The sequence below is a fragment of the Mesorhizobium sp. LNJC391B00 genome (genome assembly GCF_000502535.1).
Classification (GTDB): Bacteria; Pseudomonadota; Alphaproteobacteria; order Rhizobiales; family Rhizobiaceae; genus Mesorhizobium.
On sequence record NZ_AYWI01000009.1, the window covers coordinates 226971 to 250311 of the forward strand.

The 23341-nt window shown below is 63.7% G+C and carries 20 protein-coding genes and 1 pseudogene; 11 read left to right on the forward strand and 10 right to left on the reverse strand.

The genetic code is table 11. The annotated features are described in order from the left end of the window. Positions 1 to 200: 200 nt before the first annotated feature. Complete coding sequence (locus X750_RS143080) at positions 201 to 800, reverse strand: LysE family translocator (RefSeq protein WP_023705850.1); 600 nt, start codon at positions 798 to 800, stop codon at positions 201 to 203. A gap of 96 nt (positions 801 to 896) precedes the next feature. Here X750_RS143080 and X750_RS143075 point away from each other — a divergent pair, with 96 nt between their 5' ends. After that, positions 897 to 1766: a LysR substrate-binding domain-containing protein gene (locus tag X750_RS143075; RefSeq protein ID WP_023705849.1), complete on the forward strand. Its 870-nt coding sequence runs from the start codon at positions 897 to 899 to the stop codon at positions 1764 to 1766. 294 nt (positions 1767 to 2060) lie between these two features. Here X750_RS143075 and X750_RS143070 read toward each other — a convergent pair whose 3' ends face one another. The 3 genes from X750_RS143070 to X750_RS143060 form a co-directional block, all read right to left on the reverse strand. After that, positions 2061 to 2711, reverse strand: a complete 651-nt coding sequence (locus X750_RS143070; protein WP_023705848.1) for a dihydrofolate reductase family protein — start codon at positions 2709 to 2711, stop codon at positions 2061 to 2063. 116 nt (positions 2712 to 2827) lie between these two features. Further along, complete coding sequence (locus X750_RS143065; protein WP_023705847.1) at positions 2828 to 3685, reverse strand: protein-L-isoaspartate O-methyltransferase; 858 nt, start codon at positions 3683 to 3685, stop codon at positions 2828 to 2830. Between the two features lie 53 nt (positions 3686 to 3738). Further along, positions 3739 to 5097, reverse strand: a complete 1359-nt coding sequence (locus X750_RS143060; protein WP_023705846.1) for an Nramp family divalent metal transporter — start codon at positions 5095 to 5097, stop codon at positions 3739 to 3741. Positions 5098 to 5357: 260 nt separating this feature from the next. Here X750_RS143060 and mntR point away from each other — a divergent pair, with 260 nt between their 5' ends. Further along, positions 5358 to 5813, forward strand: coding sequence for a manganese-binding transcriptional regulator MntR (mntR, locus tag X750_RS143055; protein WP_023705845.1), 456 nt, complete (start codon positions 5358 to 5360; stop codon positions 5811 to 5813). 91 nt (positions 5814 to 5904) lie between these two features. Further along, positions 5905 to 6093 carry a hypothetical protein gene (locus X750_RS143050; protein ID WP_023705844.1) on the forward strand — a complete coding sequence of 63 codons (189 nt, stop codon included), beginning with the start codon at positions 5905 to 5907 and terminating at the stop codon, positions 6091 to 6093. A 28-nt stretch (positions 6094 to 6121) separates the two neighbouring features. Here the strand turns inward: X750_RS143050 and X750_RS143045 are convergent, their stop codons facing one another. Beyond that, positions 6122 to 8188 carry a hypothetical protein gene (locus tag X750_RS143045; RefSeq protein WP_031193009.1) on the reverse strand — a complete coding sequence of 689 codons (2067 nt, stop codon included), beginning with the start codon at positions 8186 to 8188 and terminating at the stop codon, positions 6122 to 6124. 187 nt (positions 8189 to 8375) lie between these two features. Between X750_RS143045 and X750_RS143040 the strand changes: the two genes are divergently transcribed. From X750_RS143040 to X750_RS01000000163220, 3 genes and pseudogenes are all read left to right on the forward strand, one after another. Then, positions 8376 to 9311, forward strand: coding sequence for a neutral zinc metallopeptidase (locus tag X750_RS143040; protein WP_023705842.1), 936 nt, complete (start codon positions 8376 to 8378; stop codon positions 9309 to 9311). 176 nt (positions 9312 to 9487) lie between these two features. Beyond that, positions 9488 to 10753, forward strand: a complete 1266-nt coding sequence (locus X750_RS143035) for a tetracycline resistance MFS efflux pump (RefSeq protein WP_023748194.1) — start codon at positions 9488 to 9490, stop codon at positions 10751 to 10753. After that, positions 10750 to 11669 (forward strand): annotated as a pseudogene (locus X750_RS01000000163220) (aldo/keto reductase). Before X750_RS143035 ends, X750_RS01000000163220 begins: the two are co-directional and overlap by 4 nt. Positions 11670 to 11678: 9 nt before the next feature. Here X750_RS01000000163220 and X750_RS143030 read toward each other — a convergent pair. The 3 genes from X750_RS143030 to carA form a co-directional block, all read right to left on the reverse strand. Further along, the gene (locus tag X750_RS143030; RefSeq protein ID WP_023748195.1) at positions 11679 to 12062 is read right to left on the reverse strand and encodes a helix-turn-helix transcriptional regulator; all 384 of its coding nucleotides are present in this window, start codon (positions 12060 to 12062) and stop codon (positions 11679 to 11681) included. Positions 12063 to 12073: 11 nt separating this feature from the next. Next, positions 12074 to 12325 carry a type II toxin-antitoxin system RelE/ParE family toxin gene (locus X750_RS143025; protein WP_023748196.1) on the reverse strand — a complete coding sequence of 84 codons (252 nt, stop codon included), beginning with the start codon at positions 12323 to 12325 and terminating at the stop codon, positions 12074 to 12076. A 63-nt stretch (positions 12326 to 12388) separates the two neighbouring features. Beyond that, positions 12389 to 13606, reverse strand: a complete 1218-nt coding sequence (gene carA, locus X750_RS143020) for a glutamine-hydrolyzing carbamoyl-phosphate synthase small subunit (protein WP_084567179.1) — start codon at positions 13604 to 13606, stop codon at positions 12389 to 12391. 260 nt (positions 13607 to 13866) lie between these two features. Here carA and X750_RS143015 point away from each other — a divergent pair, with 260 nt between their 5' ends. Then, positions 13867 to 14316, forward strand: coding sequence for a GatB/YqeY domain-containing protein (locus tag X750_RS143015; RefSeq protein WP_031193012.1), 450 nt, complete (start codon positions 13867 to 13869; stop codon positions 14314 to 14316). Positions 14317 to 14426: 110 nt separating this feature from the next. Beyond that, on the forward strand, positions 14427 to 14984 hold the full coding sequence (locus tag X750_RS143010) for a GNAT family N-acetyltransferase (RefSeq protein WP_023672441.1): 558 nt from the start codon (positions 14427 to 14429) through the stop codon (positions 14982 to 14984). A 7-nt stretch (positions 14985 to 14991) separates the two neighbouring features. Here the strand turns inward: X750_RS143010 and X750_RS143005 are convergent, their stop codons facing one another. Both X750_RS143005 and X750_RS143000 read right to left on the reverse strand, forming a co-directional pair. Continuing rightward, a complete protein-coding gene (locus X750_RS143005; protein WP_023672442.1) occupies positions 14992 to 16173 on the reverse strand; it encodes an MFS transporter in 1182 nt (393 codons plus the stop codon). Positions 16174 to 16266: 93 nt separating this feature from the next. Further along, positions 16267 to 17931 carry a Na/Pi cotransporter family protein gene (locus X750_RS143000; RefSeq protein ID WP_023691517.1) on the reverse strand — a complete coding sequence of 555 codons (1665 nt, stop codon included), beginning with the start codon at positions 17929 to 17931 and terminating at the stop codon, positions 16267 to 16269. 388 nt (positions 17932 to 18319) lie between these two features. Here X750_RS143000 and X750_RS142995 point away from each other — a divergent pair, with 388 nt between their 5' ends. From X750_RS142995 to rpoD, 3 genes are all read left to right on the forward strand, one after another. Next, positions 18320 to 18688: an RcnB family protein gene (locus X750_RS142995; protein WP_023672444.1), complete on the forward strand. Its 369-nt coding sequence runs from the start codon at positions 18320 to 18322 to the stop codon at positions 18686 to 18688. A 171-nt stretch (positions 18689 to 18859) separates the two neighbouring features. Then, positions 18860 to 20800 carry a DNA primase gene (dnaG, locus tag X750_RS142990; protein ID WP_023683795.1) on the forward strand — a complete coding sequence of 647 codons (1941 nt, stop codon included), beginning with the start codon at positions 18860 to 18862 and terminating at the stop codon, positions 20798 to 20800. Between the two features lie 412 nt (positions 20801 to 21212). Beyond that, complete coding sequence (gene rpoD, locus X750_RS142985) at positions 21213 to 23237, forward strand: RNA polymerase sigma factor RpoD (protein WP_023672446.1); 2025 nt, start codon at positions 21213 to 21215, stop codon at positions 23235 to 23237. The last annotated feature ends 104 nt before the right edge of the window (positions 23238 to 23341 follow it).

The following is a 23341-nucleotide window of genomic DNA, read 5'->3' on the forward strand; positions in this document are numbered from 1 at the left end:
CCACGGGTCTCGCCTGTCCTTCGGACCCCACAAGGGGGNCCCCGACCCGCTATGCGGGTCGACTTACCGGGGCGAGCCACGGGTCTCGCCTGTCCTTCGGACCCCACAAGGGGGAGGGTAGAAGGCGCGCTCCCTTACCTTCCCCTTGCGGGGAGGTCGGACTGCAGGTCCGGGTGCGGTACTGGCGCCGACCTCTGCGTTTACGCTCCCCGCCACATCGGAATGATCGACGCAGCCAGCACCAGGGCCAGCACGATGTTGAGCGCGCGCCATTGCCATTCGGTCTTGAGCAGCCGTGCCAGCACCATGCCCGCCACGCACCAGATCGACAGCGAGATGGCTGCGGTGAAGCCGAAGGTCGAGCCGAGCAGCAGCGCGAGTTGTCCCGGACCGTCGGCAAGGGCTGCGAACGAGGCCGCCGCACCCAGTCCCATCGCCCAGCCCTTCGGGTTCATCCATTGAATGCCGGCGCCGCCCAAGAAGCTGTTGGGTTTTGCCATCGCCACATCGAGATCAGGCGGCCCGGCGCGGCCGATCTTGATTGCCAGCCAGATGAGATAGAGCGAGCCGATGATTTTCATCGCCAGTTGCAGCGACGGCATGGCCAGCAGCAGACCGGCGAGCCCGGCGGCGGCAACACCGGTCACGGTGGCGAGGCCGGCGGCGCTGCCGACCAATAGGGGAACGGAACGGCGAAAACCGAACTGCGCGCCTGAAGCGGTCGACAGGGTGGTGGCGATGCCGGGCGTGACGGTGGCCACGAAGGCAAACAGGATGAGCGGAAAGATGGGCTGCAACATGAGGCGTCCTCCATCGAAGGCCCTACGGTAGACTTCTGCATACTTCAGTAAATGCAATGTTTGCGATGGTTGGCATTAGCAGATATAATGCCAACCATGATCCGCAACCTCGACACAGCGCTGATCCGCACCTTCGTCACTGTCGCCGACAAGGCCAGCATGACGGCGGCGGCGAACGCGCTGCATCTGACGCAAGGCGCCGTCAGCCAGCAGATCAAAAGGCTGGAGGAGGCGCTGGGCTGCAGCCTCTTCGAGCGCGACCGGCGTGGCTTGCGGCTGACGCGGCCCGGCGAGCGGCTGTTCGGCAAGGGCAAACGGTTGCTTGGCCTCAATGACGAGATCTGGGCCGAGATGGCGGGCACCGAGGCCGCCGGCCAGGTGCGGCTCGGTGTTCCCTATGACCTTGTCGGCACCTTGCTGGCGCCGGTGCTGAAGGCCTATGCCGAGACCTATCCGCAGGTTGAGATATCCCTACTCTGCGCCGCCTCGCCGGATCTTGCCGCGGCCCTTGCGGCCGGCACTATCGACCTTGCCGTCATCGAGGAACCGGTCGGCCCGTCCGCCGGTGAGTGCCTGGCCATTGACCGGCTGGTCTGGGTGGGGGCCAAGGGCGGCGTCGCCCGCGCCAAGCGGCCGCTGCCGGTGTCGATCGTCGCCGACACCTGCGCCTTCCGCCCGGTGGTGCTGTCGGCGCTGAACGAGCACGGGCTGGAATGGCGCACCGTGTTCGAGAACGGCAACATCGACGCCACGACCGCGACGGTGCGCTCCGACCTTGCCGTCACCGCCTGGCTGGCCTCCACCGTGCCCGCCGACCTCGACATCCTGCCTTTCGATGCCGGGCTGCCGCCGCTGCCGAATTTTTCCATCAATCTGCATTTGCCGAGGTTTGGCGCGGCGCCTGCCGCGCAGGAGTTCGCGCGGTATATCCGGGATGGGCTGGAACGGCGGGCTGTGGCGGCTTGACAGAACTTGGATTTCCTCTCCCCCGTCGATCGGGGGAGAGGTGTCGAGCGAAGCTCGACGGAGTGGGGGTCGACCCTTAGCGCGGTACGGCAGGATTCTTGCGCCTTGTCCCTGTTCAATGTCCGTTGGCGACCGTTGCCAGGTGGTTCCCCCACTCCGTCGCTGCTTCGCAGCGCCACCTCTCCCCCCTCCGGAGGGAGAGGAAAGGTGCCCGCCTCTGTTACTTCCAGTTCNCGCTGCTTCGCAGCGCCACCTCTCCCCCCTCCGGAGGGAGAGGAAAGGTGCCCGCCTCTGTTACTTCCAGTTCTTGCGTCGCTCGAGCTCTGCCTCTGACGGCTCTTGCGTGGCGAACGACCCGACCTTGACCTCACCCCCGCGTTCGTAGGTCGCCATCATGACGCCGGTGGTGGTAGCCTGCGACTTCACCAGCTTGAAGGCGGCCGGCATCGCGCCGTCGCCAAACAGCCGCTTGCCCTTGCCCAGCAGCAGCGGGAAGATCATCAACCGGATCTCGTCGATCAGCCCGTTGGCGAGCAAAGTCTGGATCAGCTCGCTCGAACCCTGGATGAGCAGGTCAGGCCCATCTTCCTTCTTGAGGCGGCGCAACGCCGCGACGATATCTTCTCCAAGCCATTGCGTATTTTCCCAGGTGAGCGAATCCGGCCGATGCGTCGCCACATATTTAGTGGCAGGGTTGAAGACGTCTCCGATGGCATCTTTCTGATACGGCCAGTAAGCGGCGAAGATGTCGTAGGTTCTGCGGCCGAGCAGCAGGGCGAAGGGCTTAGAGAACAATTCCTCCATGGCCACGCCCGCCACCTCGTCGAAGTAGTGGAACGTCCAGCCGCCGAACTCGAAGCCGCCAACCGGGTCTTCTTCCGGGCCGCCCGGCGCCTGCATGACGCCGTCGAGGCTGACGAAGGTAGCGGCGATGATCTTTCGCATTGGATTTTCCTTTTCCAGGATCCGCGCCGTCAGGGCCGGATTTCGATCTAAGGACGGACAGGCCGGCGGCCGCCCGACAGGCGTTGGCAAAAAAACGCTGCGGCCGACAAGAGTACCTACCGCCGTCGCCCGCCGCCAAGCGCCTGCGACGAAAACCAGACATCGCCGATGATGGCGGTGGCGGTCCGGTCCGGCGCCCTGTCTGATGTCAGCCAGATCGAACGGCTGCGCGCGGCCTTCTGGAGGTCGGGGATTTTGGCCGCCGAACCGGCGACCGAGGCGCCGACGCAGGGGATGAACCACGAGCGCATGAAGGGGTCGCAGGCAAAACCTTGTTTGGTGCGGGTCACCATTACGGCCAGGCCGACGCCCTGGGACGGGCGCCAGGGAAAGATCATGCGGCCGCCCGCTTTCAGCGCCCGCAGCCAGGCAGCCGGCGGTGCGACGACACCGGCATTGACATAGATGATGTCGGACGGCGGCAGATCGCCGGTGACGGCATCGCCGTGGATGACGCTTACATTGCCGTAGGTCTCGAGATTCTTTGTCGCTCTGGCAGCAAGATCGGCCTCCAGTTCGAAGGCGGTCACCGGGCCGGGCGCAACCAGCCGGGCCAGCAAGGCGGTGTAGTAGCCGGTGCCGGCGCCGATATGGCTGACGGCCTCGTCCGGTCTGGGGGCGATCCTGCCGATCCACATGGCGTGCAGGGAGGGTTCGCCATTGTTGATGCCCTTGTCGGCATCGAGCGCCACCAGCACGTCCTGATAGATGTGAACAGGATCGGCGCTCGGCGTCATGATCTTGCCGTTGCCGGTGGTGAGCGCCCTGCCGGCGACTACCGCCCAGGGTCCGGGACCGAGAAAGGCCTCGCGCGGAACGGTGGCGAACGCCTCTTCGAGGCGCGGGTCGGCCGAGCCGGCATTGGCCGCCATCAGCTGCGCGTAAAATTTCCTGGCGTCTTCGACACTTGTCATGATGGCGAGCAAGATAGCGCAAGCCGCCGGTTTGTCGCGGTCGGGAATGAGAATCAGCCGACGCCGAAGACGGTGTCGTAGAGCAGCTTGAAGTTGAGCACCAGGATGACCGCCGCGACCACCCAGGCGAGGGCCGCCACGCCGCGGGGAATGGCAAGGTTGCCCATCTTCTTCTTGTCGGAGACGAACTGCACCAGCGGGATGACTGCGAAGGGCAACTGCATCGACAGTACCACCTGGCTGAAGACCAGCAACTGGCCGGTGCCCTTTTCGCCATAGAGCGCGGTGACGACCACCACCGGGACGATGGCGATGCCGCGCGTCAGCAGCCGGCGCGCCCATTGCGGAATGCGCAGGCGCAAAAAGCCTTCCATGACGATCTGGCCGGCAAGCGTTGCCGTAACCGTCGAGTTGAGGCCGGAGGCCAGTAGCGCCACCGCAAACAGGATGGAGGCGATGCCGAGGCCGAGCAGTGGCGACAAGAGCTCGAAGGCCTGGCCGATCTCGGCGACATCCTGATGGCCGGTGCCATGGAAGGCCACCGCCGAGACGATCAGGATCGAGGAGTTGACGAACAGCGCCAGGACGAGCGCGATGGTCGAGTCCGTCGTCGCCCATTTAATGGCGTCGCGCTTGCCTTTTTCGGTCCGTTCATAGGCGCGTGTCTGTACGATCGAGGAGTGCAGGTAGAGATTGTGCGGCATCACCGTGGCGCCGATGATGCCGATGGCGATGTAGAGCATCGCCGGATTGGTGACGATCTCCGTCGACGGCACGAACATCGAATGCAGGATCGAGCCGACCGGAGGGGCAGCGGCAAAGATCTGGATGGCGAAACAGCCGAAGATGATGATCAGAAGCGCGATGACGAAGGCTTCGAGATAGCGGAAACCCTTGTTCATCAAGAGCAGCACGATGAAGGCGTCGAGCGCCGTCAGCAACGCGCCGCCGATCAGCGGAATGCCGAACAGAAGCTGCAGCGCGATCGCCGTGCCGATCACCTCGGCGAGGTCGCAGGCGATGATGGCGAGTTCGCAGGCGATCCACAGCACGAAACTGACGGGACGCGGATAATAGGCGCGGCAGGCCTGGGCGAGGTCGCGGCCGGTGGCGATGCCAAGCCGGGCGGCAAGCGCCTGCAGCAGGATCGCCATCAGGTTGGACAGCATGATGATGAACAATAGCGTGTAGCCGAACTGGGCGCCGCCGGCGAGGTCGGTGGCCCAGTTGCCCGGATCCATATAGCCGACCGAGACCATGTAGCCCGGTCCCATGAAGGCGAACAGGCGGCGGAACCAGACGCCGGACTGCGGCACCGCAATCGTGGAGTTCACCTCGCGCAGGCTGGGAGGATTGTCCTCCGGCCTGTCAAATCGCCAGGATGATCCCAAGGTTGCGTCGGCTTCGGACATGGAGGGCTTTCCATTGGATGGATTGATGTCTCTCATCCTATCTACGCCAGGGCTCAACATTATGCAATAGGCTATATTTCATTGTATGTGCTTCTCATGAGGCAGCCAAGGGCCCAGAAAGGGGGTGATCGCAAACGCCGGTTGCGCCTGCTATGGAATGCAAATAAACGGCTGGAACAGTTAAGCCCGTGCTATGAATGGCAAAGGGCGATTGATTTGTCGAAAGCCAATTCTTGCCAAAAGGTATGAGGGAACACGTATTGGCACTGAAGCATAAACCGGTTCGACGCGAAGAGCCGCTTCCGGATGCCGATGTCCATTCCGAAGGCTTCAGGCAGCAGCGCCAAGCGCGCCGCAGCGCGCTGGTCGAGGACTATGTCGAGCTGATCGCCGACCTGATCGAGGACGGCAACGAGGCGCGCCAGGTGGATATCGCGGCGCGGCTCGGCGTCGCCCAGCCGACCGTGGCCAAGATGCTGACCAGGCTGTGCGCCGATGGGCTGGTCTCCAGAAAACCGTATCGCGGCGTTTTCCTGACCGATGCCGGCCGCAAGGTTGCGGAAGAAAGCCGCATTCGCCACCAGACGGTCGAAGCGTTTTTGCGTTCGCTCGGCGTCAGCGCCGAGACGGCGCGCATCGATGCCGAGGGCATCGAGCACCATGTCAGCGCCGAGACGCTGGAAGCCTTTCGCAAGGCGATGATAGCGCCGCGCTGAGTCGCGCCGGCGCCGCACCACTGGAACCTCCGCACGTCAGGCTCGTTGCTCCTGACGTTGCGCGTGATTGCTGCGCGCCAAGGAGGAAAACATGGGCGTCGAACAGGCACCGACCGCGAAGGGCAAGCAGGCGGCCGAGGGTTTGAGGCAGACAGCGGCAAAGGACGAACGCAAGACCGAGGCCGAAGCCGGCCAGCCGATGAAGAAGGGCGCCGCGCGTTTCGAGGAACGCTCCAAAAGCTCGGACGGCAAAAGCGCCGGCACCAAGCAGAAGATCTGAGTTCTGTTCGCAAGCGGCAACCTGCCGCTCATTCCTCGGTGTCCTGCACCCAACTGCGCGGATGGCCGTCGACGCGGAACTGGAATATGAAATAGGGCGGAATGCAGGAGCCCTTGCCAGGCTTGGCTGCGGCCAAATCGTCGTAGCCGGCGGTGCAGATATAGTCCTCGCGGCAGGGATGCGCCTTGCCGCAGGCGCGCAGGCCGGCGGTCTTGGTGAATTCCTTGGTGCAGAATTTGTGGTCCTTGCCCGACGCGATGCAGTCGTTGAAACCGGTCTTGGCGAGGCGGCCGCAAGTCGCCTCGTCGGGAAGCTTGTCGCAGCTTGCCTTGCGCAGCATGCCCCCGGGAAAGCCACCGGTCTTCTGCTCGGGGTTGTCGTAGCGTTGGCGCGCCGCGCCATAGCCAGCGAGCTTGATTACCGGTTTCTTGTCGCGCGCCGGATCGATGGCGCAGGCTTTTGCGGTGGCCGGCGACAGGCGGCAATATTTGTCGCTGCCCCAGCTCGACATCTTGATCTCGCCGAACTCGACGGGGTCGCCGACTGCGGTGGCCGCCTCGCTGACGCAGGTGCCGAAGCCCGGATGGATGTCGCTTTCATGGACGCCGGCGCAGCGCAGGCTTTCGCCGCAGCTCCAGTCCTTGAAGCTGGCATCCTCGCCGCTGTAGCAGATCGAGCCCCAGCCATTGTAGAGATCGGTGCCTTTCAGCGCTTCGGCGAGTTTGGCGTCCGGACGGGCGGCGAAGCCGCGGGAGAAATCCGGATGGCCGCCTGTGGCGAAGTCCTCGACGATCGCGCGGCGGCGCGGCAGGTCGGCGAAGAACACCGCCGAGCCGGGGACGAAGACGGCGTTGCGGCGCGGCTCGCTGGCCGGATCGGCGCCGGTGTAATGGAAGCCGGCAATGCCGTGCGTCTGGTGGCAGCCGGTGCAGGTCATTTCGTTGAGACGCAGATTGAAGCCGGCCACCGATTTCACGCTGCGCAGCGTGTTGCCCCTGGCGACATAATTCTTCAGCGCCTCGTCGATATCGCTGTCATCGAGCAGCCCATAGGCGATGTTGTTTTGCGATCTGGCCATGCCGCCGGGTGCGACCGAGACGGCGCTTGTCGCCAGGAACTTGTCGTCGATGACCAGCCGGCCGCGATCGAGGTCGTAGAGGTTGCGGTCGGTCAGCAGCCATTTGGCGAAGGCCGGCCGGTCGGCCAGAACCACTTTCCGGTCGATCTGGTTCTCCATCTTCGATTCCTGGAAGGTGGACGTCGTTGGGTCCCATTTGAAAATCTTGAGGAGATATTCGGCGTGGCCGCCGAAGTCGCGGCGGCTCGAGGCCGACAGCCGGAGAACCTGCATGTTCAGCTCAAGCCGCATGATCTGCGACGAATTCAGCATGGCGTTGGAGAGCGGCCCTTCGTCGGAGCGCAGCCAGGCTGCCAGTTGCTCGGGCGCAAGGTTCTTCTGGCCGGCGGCGAGCCAGCGCTTGGCGATTTCGGCACAGGAAATGGCGGTGGCGCTTGGACGGTCTCTCGAAGCGCGGGGGCGAGCCTCGCCGGGCCTGGCGTTGAAGACCAGACTCATGGTCAGCGGCAGCCGCGACGAGATGCGTTGCGCTGTCTTTCCCTTCGTGGGCTTCTCCGCCACCGAATAGTGGAAGCGGTAGATCAGCCTGATCTCGCCGCATTCGGTGTGGCCGAGATAGCCGCGGTCCATGCGGTTGACGATGCCGGTCAGGTCGAGCGTCGAGCCGTCATCGTCGATGTATTTCGGGTTGAATTTCTGGCTGGTGTCCTTCGACTTGGCCATGGCCGCGACGTAAGGATCGGGGCTATTGGCAGGCTCGTCGGCGATCTCCTGCTTGACGGCGTTGCGGACAGGGGTCAGCGCGCGCACCGAAAACAGGCCGCGATTGTCGACCTCGCGCGTGAGACCCAGCGCCGGGCCGAGCAGGCGGCTGATCGAGAGGCCGCCACGCTCAAGCGCCTGCAATGTCTCGGAATCGGTTACGGCGACGCTGGAATCGAGCGTCACGGCGCGCGCCGGCGACGGGCCGAGGCATAGCACCACCGCCAGCAGCAGAAATCGACCGATCGTCCGCAAGTCCCCGACACCCCCGTTCGAACCGGATGCTACAGCACGCATGCCGCCTGGACCAGAGTGCGAACGCGATGCCGCTGCCACGAAAAATACTGTGACTTGGCGCAACCATTGCGATAATTGTCTGTTGGGTCGGACTGGGCCACGACATCGGCCAGGCCAGCCGAAAATTTGCATACGGGGAGTTGCCATGCTCTGGAAGGGCCGCCGTCAGAGTGACAATGTCGAGGACGAGCGCAGCGACAGCGGCGGCGGTGGTGGTTTCGGCGGCGGCAGCCCTGGCCAGTTCCGCATCCCGATCGGCGGCCGCACCGGCGGCGGCGGCAGCATCCTGCTGGTCGTCCTCGTGGTGCTGGCCGGATGGTATTTCGGCTTCGATCCGTCGCAGATCCTGGGCACTGGCGAGGGCGGCGGCGTGCTGCCGGGTGGCGGTGGCCAGATCACCGACAACAGCGGCGGCCAGGACGACGGCGCTGGCACGCCTGCTTCCGACGAGATGAAGCAGTTCGTGGCGACCGTGCTGGCCGAGACCGAAGAGACCTGGACCGGCATCTTCCAGTCGCAGGGCCTGAAATACGAGGACCCGAAGCTTGTGCTGTTCAGCGGCCAGATCCGCTCGGCCTGCGGCTCCGCCTCGACGGCAGCCGGACCGTTCTATTGTCCCGGCGACCACAAGGTCTACCTCGACACCACCTTCTTCCAGCAGCTCGACCAGCAGTTCGGCGCCTCGGGCGATTTCGCCCAGGCCTATGTGATCGCGCATGAAGTCGGTCACCATGTGCAGAACCTCACCGGCATCCTGCCCAAGTTCAACCAGATGCGGCAGTCGATGGGTGAGGCGGAAGCCAACCAGATGTCGGTGCGCATCGAGCTGCAGGCCGACTGCTTCGCCGGCGTTTGGGCGCATTTCACCGCGCAGAAGGGCATTCTGGAACAGGGCGACATCGAAGAGGCGCTCAACGCCGCCAAGCAGATCGGCGACGATACGCTGCAGAAGAAGATGCAGGGCTATGTCGTTCCGGAAAGCTTCAACCACGGGACGTCGCAGCAAAGGCAGACCTGGCTGGCGCGCGGCTACAAGAGCGGCAAGCTGTCGGATTGCAACACGCTGACCGGTCCGGTTTGAGGCGCTCGCAAGTTCCAGCCGACCGCGGTTCAAAGCGCATCCGTCGGCGGGCCGATTCACCACCGGCAACAGATGTCAGGAGGAGAACGCCTGAGGCGTTCTCCTATTGTTCCAAAGTGACGCCTCGCCTATAACGGGCGCCCGCCCAAGGGCGGTCCCAGGGAGCAGACGCCATCATGATCGACCCCAAAACCGCCAGGCGGGGCCTTGCGCTCGTCTTCACCACGCTGCTGCTCGACATTATCGGCTTCGGCATGATCATGCCGGTGCTGCCGGCCTTTCTCAGGGAGCTTTCTGTCGTCGGCATCAGCGAAGCGGCGATCGAGGGCGGCTGGCTGTTCTTCGTCTATGCCGCGATGCAGTTCTTCTTCGCGCCGATCATGGGCGGGTTGAGCGACCGCTTCGGGCGGCGGCCGATCCTGCTTGCCTCGGTGCTAACATTCTCGATCGACAATCTGATCTGCGCCATCGCCTGGTCCTATCCGATGCTGTTCATCGGCCGCGTGCTGGCCGGCATTTCGGGCGCCAGCTATTCGACGACGTCGGCCTTCATTGCCGACATCTCGAACGACGACAATCGGGCGAAGAATTTCGGTCTGCTCGGCATCGCCTTCGGCGTCGGCTTCGTCATTGGGCCGGTGCTGGGCGGGCTGCTCGGCACGTTCGGGCCGCGGGTGCCGTTTTACTTTGCCGCCGGGCTTGCCTTCGTGAACTTCCTCATCGCCATGTTCTTCCTGCCTGAAACGCTCGATGAAAAGCACCGCCGCCGCTTCGAGTGGAAACGCGCCAACCCGGTCGGCACGCTGCTGCAGATGCGCCAATATCAGGGCATCGGCTGGATCGGGCTCGCCTTCTTCCTGATGACGCTCGGCCACATGATGTATCCGGCGGTGTGGTCGTTCGTGTCCAACTACCGCTATGGCTGGAGCGAGCAGCAGATCGGCTTCTCGCTCGGCGCCTTCGGCCTGTGTGGGGCGATCGTCATGGCGACGGTGCTGCCGCGCGTGATCCCCAAACTTGGCGAGTGGAAGACGGCGGTGATCGGCCTGACCTTCACGGCGGCCAGCGCCTTCGGCTATGCCTTCGCCTCGCAAGGCTGGATGATCTATGCGGTGATCGTCGTCGGCTGCCTGGAAGCACTGGCCGATCCGCCGCTGAGAAGCCTCGCCGCCGCCAAGGTGCCGCCATCGGCGCAAGGCGAATTGCAGGGCGCGATGACGTCGATCTTCTCGATCACCTCGATCATCACGCCGCTGCTGTACACCGCGATCTTTTCCTGGTTCACCGGGCCGAATGCGCCCGTGGTGTTCGGCGGCGCGCCCTATCTGGTTGGCGCGTGCTTCCTGACGCTTGCCGTCATTGTCTTTGTAACGAAAGTTGCGAGGCCGACGGCGGTGAAAAGCGTTGCCACCGGCGCTGCGGAAGATGGAGCCCAGATATGAGCCATGACAGCCGCATAAAGCTGACCAACGACGGTTTGTCGCTGTCGCGGCTGGTGTTCGGCGCTGGCGCCTGCTCGACAGCGCCGCGCGCCCGGACGCCGATCAGGTCGCGCGGCTGATCGGCACTGCGGTCGATCTCGGCCTTACCAGCTTCGACCATGCCGATATTTACGGGCATTACCAGGTGGAAGCTGCCTTTGGCGCCGGCTTGTCGCGCTGGAAGGGCAAGCGCGACAGCATCGAGCTGATCTCGAAATGCGACATCATTCTGGCATCGGCCAACCGGCCTCAGAACCGGCTGAAGCATTACGACACCAGTGCGGCCCATATTGCGGCCTCGGTCGACCGTTCGCTCGCCAATCTCGGCACTGACTATCTCGACCTGTTGCTGCTGCACCGGCCGGATCCGCTGATGGATGCCGACGAGACGGCGGCGGCCCTTGCCGGGCTGGTCAAGTCAGGCAAGGTGAGGGCGGTCGGGGTCTCCAACTTCACGCCGTCGCAGTTCGACCTTCTGGCTTCACGGCTGCCGTTTGCCTTGGCCACCAACCAGATCGAGATGTCGGTGCTGAAAACCAATGCGCTGACCGATGGCAGCCTCGATCACGCGCATAGGCATGGTTATGCGCCGATGGTCTGGTCACCGCTCGGCGGCGGCTTGCTGTTCACCGGCAAGGAAGGGCGCGAGGCGCGGGTCAGGGCGGCAATCGCGGCGGTGGCTGCCGAGATCGGCGCCGGCGACCTCGCCGCCGTCGCCATCGCCTGGCTGCTGCGTCATCCGGCGCGGCTGGCGCCGGTGCTGGGCACGATGAAGCCCGAGCGGCTGGCCGCCATGGTCAAGGCGCTGGAGATCAGCCTCGACCGCCAGCAATGGTTCGCCATACTGGAGGCCAGCGAAGGCCGGCCGGTGGCGTAAGGTCAGATACTAGGCTTCGATCCATTCGCTGGGCACGTCCAATGCCTTCGACAGCATGGTGCTGGTTTGCGCCGATGGCTTGCGGCGATTGGATTCAAGGTCCGACAGGAAGCCCTGGCTGACTCCGATGGCATCAGCCAACTCGGCCTGCGTCAGCTTGCGCCAGTTGCGCAGCGCCTTGAGCCGGCTGGAACCTCGCAAAATATCCATGGTCACCTCGGCGGGCAGGGGCTTTTCAGTTTTGAACTCGGCCTTCCGCTCATCGTAGATCGCCACATCCGCAGCGTCTTCTCTGGCTTCTTCGGCGGCATGCAGCAATGCCTCGTAGTCAGCCTTCGGGATGACGACCAGTTCTTCCCCGGTTGAAGTCCTTATGATTTGCGGAGCGTTCATGATGTGCTGTCCTATGGCCGGCTGTAGGTCGTCGTTTCGCGCTTGCCGATGTAGATCGCTAGGATTGTCGTGCGATCTTCATCAAATATAACGCGGTAGCGACCGATCCGAAGTCTGTAACCGTCTCGGCCGGCAAGACGTTTTACATCGCCACGCCCGCTGATGGCATAAGTGTTCAAACCTTCAGAGACCTGCTCGCGGACATCGGCCGGCAGGTTGTCGAGATCGCGAGCTGCCGACACCGAGAGGATGATCGTCTTCACTCGCGCAATATCGCAGATTTATCGCTCGAGGTTAAGCGATATTATCACTGGTACATAGAGGGCTCAGGCCCGTTCGGCCAGCAGTTCCTCGCCGCGCTTTTCGCGGATCAGATTGACGAAACGGCGGAACAGATAATGCGAGTCCTGCGGACCGGGCGAAGCCTCGGGGTGATGCTGGACCGAGAACACCGGACGGCCGGTCAGCGCGATGCCGCAGTTCGAGCCATCGAACAGCGAGACATGGGTTTCCTCGACGCCATCTGGCAGCGAGTCGGCATCGACGGCAAAGCCGTGGTTCATCGAGACGATCTCGACCTTGCCGGTGGTGTGATCCTTGACCGGGTGGTTGGCGCCGTGATGGCCCTGGTGCATCTTGGCGGTCTTGCCGCCGAGCGCCAGGGCCAGCATCTGGTGGCCGAGGCAGATGCCGAATACCGGGATGCCGGTCTTCAGCAGGTTCTGGATGACCGGCACGGCGTAGTCGCCGGTGGCTTCCGGGTCGCCGGGCCCGTTGGAGAGGAAGATGCCGTCGGGCTGCATGGCCAGGATCTCTTCCGAGCCGGTGCCGGCCGGAACCACGGTGACCTTGGCGCCGAGGCCGGAAAGCAGGCGAAGGATGTTACGCTTGACGCCGTAGTCGATGGCGACGACGTGCATCGACGGCTCGGCCTGTTCGCCAAAGCCTTCGTTCCACACCCAGGGCGTTTCACTCCAGACCGAGGACTGGCCCGAGGTGACTTCCTTGGCGAGGTCAAGCCCGATCAGGCCCGACCAGGCGGCGGCCCGCCGCTTCAAATCGTCGAGGTCGAAGATGCCGTCGGGCGCGTGCGCAATGACGGCATTGGGCATGCCCTTTTCGCGGATCAGCGCGGTCAGCGCCCGGGTGTCGATGCCCGACAGCGCGACGATGCCGCGCTTCTTCAGCCACTGGTCCAGCCCGGTGTCGGCGCGGTAGTTGGACGGGTTGGTGACATCGGCCTTGAACACCGCGCCAACGGCGCCGGCACGGGCGACCGGGTTCAAGTCCTCGATGTCTTCGTCATTGGTGCCGATGTTGCCGATATGCGGGAAGGTGAAGGTGACGATCTGGCCGGCATAGGACGGGTCGGTGAGAATTTCCTGGTAGCCGGTGAGCGCGGTGTTGAAGCAGACTTCGGCAACGGCGGAACCGGTGGCGCCGAGGCCGCGACCCTCGATGACGGTGCCGTCGGCCAGCACCAGGACGGCGGTCGGCTTTTCGGTTGCCCAAGGCGGGGTCAGTTCGGGGGTCATCTCGGCCATGGCGACGCTCCTGTCACGCTGCGCGCTTCGATGGCGGGCCATCTGCGCAGCAAACGGCGCGGCCGATCTCTCGAGCCTGCGCGCATCAATTCTTTGTCTTGTGCAAGGCCGAGTACATAGGGGAAGGCGCCAGAGCGGTCAATGATGCCCGTGCCAAAAACGGCGAGCATTTGTTTCGTCGAACGATATCAGGGCTTTGGCGCGTTTGCTTTGCGGATGGGCCGCGGTTATTGTCCGCGCCGTTCGAAGGAGAAAGCATCATGCGCGCAAAAATCGCCGAATCCCTGAAAAGCGCGATGAAGGCGCAGGACAAGCACCGGCTGCCGACGCTCAGGCTGATCCAGGCCGCCATCCACGACCGCGACATCGCCAATCGCGGCTCGACCAAGGACCCCGCCAGCGACGAGGAGATCCTGCAGATCCTGGCCAAGATGGTGAAGCAGCGCGAGGAATCGGCCAAGGCGTTCGAGGACGGCAAGCGCCCGGATCTGGCCACGCAGGAGCGTGGCGAGATGGAGATCATCCGCGGCTTCCTGCCGACGCAGCTGGACGACGCCGCCGTAACAGCTGCGGCGCGCGAGGCGATCACTGCTACCGGTGCCGCCAGCCAAAAGGACATGGGCAAGGTGATCGCTGTGCTGAAGCAGAAATATGCCGGCCAGATGGATTTCGGCAAGGCCAGCGGCATCGTCAAAGGCCTGCTGCAGTAGGAGCCGACACCACTTCAATGGCGAAGGAGAGCAGGGGCATTACCTCTGGGCAAGAAACGGTCCGCACCGGCTTAAGCGAGCCAAGCCTTGACCTGCCGGAGAGACCCACCATAATCGAAATCGTCAAACCCACGCTCGAACATCTGCCCTCCTACAAGGCGGCGCTCGAGCGCGGCTGGTCGCCGGACAATGTCCGGCTGATGGAAGCGACGCGCGAGCAACTTGCGGCGATCGACGAGGATCCCGCGGCGTTCCTTGCCAGCCTCGACGATCCCGAGGCCAAAGGAGGCCCGATTACCTTGCCGGACGGCACGACAGTGCCGCGGCTGCCGGGCTTCCGGCGCTGGATCTGGGACGGCGAGGCCGCCGGCTCGATCGGCTTTCGCTGGCAGCCCGGTACGGCCGCACTGCCGTCGCATGTGCTCGGCCATATCGGCTATGCCGTGGTGCCGTGGAAGCGCGGACGAGGCTATGCGACCGAGGCGCTGCGGCTGATGCTGGACGAGGCGAGGGCTGTTGGTTTGCCATATGTCGAGCTCACCACCGACCTCGACAATCCGGCCTCGCAGAAGGTGGTGCTGGCCAATGGCGGCCGTGTGGTCGGTCCGTTCATCAAGGACGCCGCGTATGGCGGCGCCGAGAGTTTGTTGTTCCGGATCGATTTGTAGTCCGACGCTATTCGGCCGGTGCCGGCAGCGGCGGCGCTGCCCGGCTGCGCCCCTCCCAGATGTAGGAGGCAAGTGCCACCACCACCGCCACCAGCATGGCGGCAGCGCCCACAACCGGCAGGCTGCGATAGCCGTAGCCGGCATTGAGCATGGCAGCGCCCAGCGACGCGGCGAGCGCGATGCCGACATTGAAGCCGGAGGGGATGAGCGAGGAGGCGAGGTTGGAGGCGTCCGCCGTCCAGGCCAGGATGCGGGTCTGGATCGGCGTGCCTATGGCGAAGTTGAGGCCACCCCAGATAACGATGGCGATGACCATCGGCACGGGGTAGGGGCTGACGGCATAGATCACGCCCAACATCACCGCCTGCAGCGCAAGCATGGTGATCAGCGACGGCATCAGCTTCCAATCGGAAAGCTTGCCGCCGAGAAACACACCGACGGTGGCGCCGACGCCGTTGAGCAGCAGCACCCAGGGGATCAGGCTCTCGTCGAGATGGGTCACCTCAAGCAGTGTCGGGGTGATGTAGGTGAACAGGCCGAACTGGCCGATCATCAACGTCAGCATCAGGATCAGCGAGGTCCAGACTTGCTGGCGCGCCAGCACGCGAACCTCGCTGCCAAGACTGGCGGATGGCCTTGATGCGCCTGTCGTGCGCGGCAAAAGCGCAGCCATGGCGGCAAAGGCTACCACGCCCAGCGCGCACATCACCCAGAAGGTGGCGCGCCAGCCCCAGAGATTGCCGATTGCGGTGCCGGCCGGCACGCCGATGACATTGGATACGGTGAGGCCGGAGAGGATCACAGCCACGGCCATGCCGCGCTTGTCCTCGGGCACGAGGCCGACAGCCACTACCATGGCGACGCCGAAATAGGCGCCGTGTGCGACGGCGACCGCAATGCGCAAGAGCAGCATCGAGGTAAAATCGGGCGCCAGCGCGCAAGCGGCCTGGCCGATGGTGAAGGCGACGGTCAGGCAAAGCAGCAGCGTCTTGCGGGAAATGCCCTTGGTGGCGAGCGCCAGCAATGGCCCACCAACGGCGATGCCGCCGGCGTAGCCGGAGACGAGATAGCCGGAAGTCGGGATCGAAACGCCAAGGCCGTCGGCCACTTGCGGCAATACACCGGCGATGACGAATTCGGTGGTGCCGAAAGCAAAGGCGGCAATGAACAGGGCAATGAGCGGGAGCATGGCGGAAGCGATCCTCGGATAAGGTCGCCTCAAACCATGGATGGGGTTCGTGGGCAATGCAGAAATTATCGACGCCGCTTTAGGTTTTCTTGATCAGCTTGCCTTCAACCGCGACCCACCCAGCAACCCGCGCTCTTCCAGCACCGGGTAGGCCATCGACGCCAGCAGCGAGTTGATCTGCTTCAGGTCGCGGATGGTGTCGAGGTGGATGGAACTTGTTTCGACGCTCTTGGCGGTGCCGTCGCGCAGGCGCACGAAATGGCTGGCGCTGGTTTCCTTTTCGCGGTCGCGCAGCCGGTCCTTTTCCAGCACCAGCTGGCGGGCGGTCTCAGGGTCGCGCGACACCAGCACGTTGAAAGCAAGCCTGGCATTGGCCAGCACCGAGGTGTGAAAGGCGAGCAGCTCGCTCCAGCCCTCGGGCGTGAACTCCAGCCCGCGCTCGAACTTCTTCTTCACATGCACCAGCATGTTGCGCACGATGATGTCGCCGACCTGCTCGAGCTTGACGCAGGCGCCTATCAGCTCCTGGCAGCGCAGCGCCTCGTCCTCTGTGAGCGAGTTCCTGGTCAATTTGGCCAGATAGAGCTTGATCGCCGCGTGCTTCCTGTCGACGCGGTCGTCAAGGGCGGCCAGCGCCTTGATCTTGTCGCCGTCGGCGCTTTCATACAGCTCGATGATGCGCTTGAGCATGATCTCGACCGTCTCGCAGACGCGCACCACCTCGCGGGTGGCGTTGGCCAGCGCCTGGCTCGGAACGTCGAGCGCGCCGTCGTTGAGGGCGGAGAGTTCGACCACATCGAGCTCTGTAGCCGGCGCTGGCTTGGTGCCCATTGCGACGATCTTCTCAGAGGCACGATAGATCAGGCTGGCAAGCGGCAGGCCGGCGAGCAGGATCAGCACATTGAACAGGATGTGGGCGTTGACGATCTGGTCGGGCACGGTGGCGCCGAGGAAGGCGACCGGCGGCTTCAGCGTCATGAACAGGATCAGCATCATCAGCGAGCCCATGCCGCGCATCAACAGATTGCCGATCGGCACGACGCGCACGCCAGGTTCGGCACTTCGGGTGAGCAGCGGCGCGATGATCGACGAGCCGAGATTGACGCCGAGCACCAGCACGATGCCGAGTTCGGGCGGGATGAAGCCGCGGCCGGCCAGCGTCACCATCAAAAGCACGGCGGCGATCGAGGAGTGGAAGAGCCAGGTAACGAGCGCGGCGAGCAGATAGGCGGTGACGTAGTCGCTGGAGAAATATTCGATGATGAGCGGCATCAGCGTGCTCTGCCGCAGCGGCTCCGACGCCTGGCCGATCATTTCCAGCGACAGTACCAGAAGGCCGATGCCGACCAGGATACGGCCGAACTGGCGCCAATCGCGCCGCTCGGTGGCCATGAACATGACCGTGCCGGCGACGAGGCAGATCGGCACCAGCAGCGTCAGATCGAAGGTCAAGAGCTTGACCACCAGCGCCGAGCCGATCTCGGCGCCGCGCACAGCCAATTGGCCCGACATGCCCGAGACGATGCCGGCGCCGGCGAAGGAGCCGACGAGAAGCGTGACGGCGGTCGAGCTCTGCAGCGCGATGGACAGGCCGCAGCCGGCCAGCACCGCCATGATCGGATTGCGCATGGTGGAGCGCAGCCGGTGACGCAGCACGTCGCCATAGGCGCGCTCGACGCCTGTCTTGACCATGCGGGTGGCAAACAGCATCAGCGCCACCGCGCCCGCCAGATGCAGCAGGACGACGGAGCCGCTCATTTCGAAACCCGCACGCAGACAGCTACCGCGACGCGGAGGGCGCGCAGTGCAGGGAGGAAAACGGGGCTGCGAATCATGGTCATGACAGTCTTGAACAATATCCGGAATATTTTAGCCGGGTAATAAAATCTTGTCGATTTCAAGAGCCGTCGCGGCGCGACAGGGCGTGTCGGAAAATGGACGGATGCGCAAATGGTTGCATGGCGGATCCCTGGTGATGGCAGCGGATCGTCCCGGTTTGCCGGACTCCCGGCAATCGCCTTTGCGATGATGTTCAAATATCCAGGATAAGTACCGGATTTCATTACGTAAATGTAATGCTAGTGTTCAGTTTCGGTTCATCCTTCGGGCGCTATTCCCTAGGCATCGACAACCAAGGAGCCCCGCTATGAAACGTGTTGTTCTTTCCGCCCTCGCTTTCTCGATGCTGGCCGCCACTTCGCTTACCGGCCAGGCCGCACCGGTGAACGCACCGGTCGCACCGCAGTCGAATTACACGCGGGTCGACTGGCAGAGGCCCGGCAAGCATGTCGATGTCAGGAAGCGCGTCGTGAAGAAGACGGTGGTCGTCAAGCGCAGCCATTGGCGCAATGGCCAGAAATATTCCAGCTGGAAGCGGCACCAGCCGATCCGCGATTATGGCCGCTATGGCCTGCATCGCCCCGGCCGCGGCCAGGAATGGATCCGCGTCGGCAACGACTATGTGCTGGTCAGCGTCCTGTCCGGCATCATCTTCGGCGCCATTGCCGCGCATTAAGCCCGGCCTCGCCGGCGCAATGCAGAGACTTGAAAGGAGGCGGCCCGAAACGGCCGCCTTTCTTTTGGCTGTAGAAACCGGGCTTTTTGGCTGTGGAAACCGGGTATGGTCCGCAATAAGGGTCGTCGGATTCCGCGAGCATGATTATATGAGGGACAAACGAGTTCCCCAATGCGCTTTCCGCCCGCCTTTCTCGATGAGATACGCGACCGTGTGCCGATTTCATCGGTCATCGGCCAGCGCGTCGCATGGGACAGGAAGAAGACCAACGCCTCGCGCGGCGACTATTGGGCCTGTTGTCCGTTCCATGGCGAAAAGAGCCCCTCCTTCCACTGCGAGGACAAGAAGGGCCGCTATCACTGTTTCGGCTGTTCGGTGTCGGGCGATCATTTCAAGTTCCTGACCGAGCTCGACGGATTAAGCTTTCCCGAAGCGGTCGAGAAGATCGCCGACATGGCCGGCGTGCCGATGCCGGTGCGCGACGAGCGGGAAGAACAGCGTGAGAAGGAACGCGCCAGTCTGACCGATGTCATGGAGATGGCGACTGCCTTCTTCCAGGAGCGGCTGCAAGGACCGGAGGGTGCAAAAGCCCGCGCCTATCTCAGGGATCGCGGGCTGACGCCGGCGACGCAGCAATCGTTCCGGCTGGGCTTTGCGCCCGACAGCCGCAATGCGCTGAAGGAACATCTTGCCGCCAAGGGTGTGCCCAAGGCCGACATCGAGGCCTGCGGGCTGGTGCGTCATGGCGACGACATCCCGGTCTCCTATGACTGGTTCCGCGATCGCATCATGTTCCCGATCCCGGATTCGCGCGGCAAGATCATCGCCTTTGGCGGCCGCGCACTGGCGCCCGATGCGCTGGCCAAATACATGAATTCGCCCGACACGGAGCTCTTCCACAAGGGCAACGTGCTCTACAATTTCGCCCGCGCCCGCAAAGCGCTGGCGAAAGGCGGCACGGTGATTGCCGTCGAAGGCTATATGGACGTGATTGCGCTGGCGCAGGCCGGCTTCGAGAATGCCGTGGCGCCGCTCGGCACCGCGCTCACCGAAAACCAACTCGAACTTCTGTGGCGCATGGCGCCTGAGCCGATGCTGTGCTTCGACGGCGACCAGGCCGGGCTGAAGGCGGCGTGGCGCGCCGCGGATCTCGCGCTGCCGTCGGTGCAGGCCGGGCGGTCGGTGCGCTTTGCGCTGTTGCCGGAGGGCAAGGATCCCGACGATCTGGTCAAGGCAGAAGGGCCGGACGCGTTTCGTGCCGTGCTGGCGGAAGCGCGGCCTCTCGCTGATTTGTTGTGGATGCGTGAGACATCCGGTGGCGTCTTCGACACGCCGGAGCGGCGGGCGGGGCTGACAAAGACGCTGCGCGAACTGACCAGCCGCATCCGCGATGAGAGCCAGCGCTACCACTACCAGCAGTGGATGCGCGAGCGGGAGCTGACCTTCTTCAGCGCCCAGCGCGAAGTGCGGCAAGGTCGCCAGGACTGGAAACCGGGGCAGGGCAAAACGCCCGCACCCGGCGGACAGTTCGCCAAAGGCAGCGGGGCAGGCGCGCGCGCCGCGATCACCGAAAGCCTCGGCCGCTCCGCCATGGTCAAACGCGGTGGCGAGATGATGTCGGTGCGCGAGGCGACGATCATCGTAGCCCTCGTCAACCATCCGGCGCTGATCGACGAGAACTTCGCCCATGTCGAGTTCCTCGATCTCGCCAACACCGATCTGCAGCGGCTGCACGCCGCCATCCTCGATGCGATGGCGCACGACATGGCCAATGACCGTAGCGCGGTGATCGCCACCATCGAACGTGCCGGCTGCAGCGATATCTGGGGGCGCGCCGTGGCGCTCATCCAACGGGCCAGGCAATGGCCCGCGCTGGAAACCGCAGCGCTTGACGATGCCCGCGACGCCTTCAACCAGGCGCTGCACTTGCAGCGCAGCGCGCGCACCTTACATAAGGAGCTGAAACAGGCGGAAGCAGCGCTCGCCAGCGATCCCACTGACGAAAACTACCGGCACCTCATCGAGATTCAGGCGCAATTCCGTGATGTACAAGCAACGGAAGCGCTGATCGAAGGCTTCGGTGTATCCTCGGGCAGGGGTGGGCGCGTCTAGGTCGAAACCTGCGCAAGAATGAATGTTGTACGTGCTGCGCGTCGAATCGACGCCTCTAAGTCGGGTAATTGATTCGCTTTTTTGATGCGAATCATGCGAGAGGCGCTTGACCTTCTGGCAGAATGACGGAATCAGGACGATTCGAAACCTTAACCCGCGCCGGCGTCGATGGAAATGCACTGACGCGAGGTGCTGATCACTGGACAGGCTGTCAGCCTGCCACAGATATCAGGGTTAATCTGGACTTAATGCATATCGCCCAAAAGTGAAAACCGGTTTTGGGGGCACGATATGAACAAACAAAAGAGTTGATTCGGTTACCGGCCCGGTTAAGCGCCACCAGCGCATGTAGTTTGACCGGTGCGGCAGCTACGCGGCTTCGATGCTCGGCCGCTAGGAGAAGATAAAGACTATGGCGACAAAGGAAAAGGAAGAGGTCGAGACCGAACGTGAAGGCGCCACCGATGGGCCTCTGCTCGACCTTTCCGATGATGCTGTCAAGAAGATGATCAAGGCCGCCAAGAAGCGCGGCTATGTGACTCTCGACGAACTGAACGCGGTGCTGCCGTCGGAAGAGACCGATCCGGATCGCATCGAAGACATCAATGCGATGCTGTCCGACATGGGCATCAACGTGGTCGAGGACGACGATCAGAGCGAGGAGCCCGAGGCCGCCGACAGCAATGCCGACGCCGAGGAAGACGCCAACGAACTGGCCGAGCAGACCGGCACCGCCGTCGCCGCCACGACCACCAAGAAAGAGCCGACCGACCGCACCGATGACCCGGTGCGCATGTATCTGCGCGAGATGGGCTCGGTCGAGCTCCTGTCGCGCGAGGGCGAAATCGCGATCGCCAAGCGCATCGAGGCCGGCCGCGAGACGATGATCGCGGGCCTCTGCGAAAGCCCGCTGACCTTCCAGGCCATCATCATCTGGCGTGACGAGCTCAACGAATCCAAGATCCTGCTGCGCGAGATCATCGACCTCGAAGCCACCTATGCCGGCCCCGAAGCCAAGCAGGCGCCGGTGGTCGAGCGCATCGAGGAGGCGCCCAAGGCCGAGGACAAGCCGAGGCGTGGACGCGACGAGGAAGACGACATCACCAATGTCGGCGCCGACACGCGCGGCCTGGTCGACGACGACGAGGAAGACGAGGACGAGGCGAGCCTGTCGCTGGCCGCGATGGAAGCGGAACTGCGCCCGCAGGTGATGGAGACGCTCGACGTCATCGCCGACACCTACAAGAAGCTGCGCAAGCTGCAGGACCAGCAGGTCGAGAACCGTCTGGCCGCGACCGGCACGCTGTCGCCCAGCCAGGACCGCCGCCTGAAGGAGCTGAAGGACCAGCTGATCAAGGCGGTGAAGTCGCTGTCGCTCAACACGGCGCGCATCGAGGCGCTGGTCGAGCAGCTTTACGACATCAACAAGCGCCTGGTGCAGAACGAAGGCAAGCTGCTGCGCCTAGCCGAAAGCTATGGCGTGCGCCGCGAGGAGTTCCTGAAGGAATATCAGGGCTCCGAGCTCGACCCGAACTGGACGCGCTCGATCGGCAACCTGACCTCGCGCGGCTGGAAGGAATTCACCAAGAACGAGAAGGACGCGATCAAGGATCTGCGTTCGGAAATCCAGAACCTCGCCACCGAGACGGCGATCTCGATCCTGGAATTCCGCAAGATCGTCAACCAGGTGCAGAAGGGCGAGCGCGAAGCCGCTATCGCCAAGAAGGAAATGGTCGAGGCCAACCTGCGCCTCGTCATTTCCATCGCCAAGAAATACACCAATCGCGGCCTGCAGTTCCTTGACCTGATCCAGGAAGGCAATATCGGCTTGATGAAGGCGGTCGACAAATTCGAATACCGCCGCGGCTACAAGTTCTCGACCTATGCGACATGGTGGATCCGGCAGGCGATCACGCGTTCGATTGCCGACCAGGCGCGCACCATCCGCATCCCGGTGCACATGATCGAAACGATCAACAAGATCGTGCGCACGTCGCGCCAGATGCTGCATGAAATCGGCCGCGAGCCGACGCCGGAGGAACTGGCAGAAAAGCTCGCAATGCCGCTCGAAAAAGTGCGCAAGGTCTTGAAGATCGCCAAGGAGCCGATCTCGCTCGAAACCCCTGTGGGTGACGAAGAGGATTCGCATCTGGGCGATTTCATCGAGGACAAGATGGCGATCCTGCCGATCGATGCGGCGATCCAAGCCAATCTGCGCGAGACCACCACGCGGGTGCTCGCCTCGCTGACGCCGCGCGAGGAGCGGGTGCTGCGCATGCGCTTCGGCATCGGCATGAACACCGACCACACGCTGGAAGAAGTCGGCCAGCAGTTCTCGGTGACGCGCGAACGTATCCGCCAGATCGAGGCCAAGGCGCTGCGCAAGCTCAAGCACCCGAGCCGGAGCCGCAAGCTGAGGAGCTTCCTCGACAGCTGATAGCGGCAACAGACCAGCATTCGAAAAGGGCGCCGATGGCGCCCTTTTTGTTGCCGGGTGAAGGCTCTTGTCGCCCATCTCCGTCGGGAGGATACTTGCCTGGT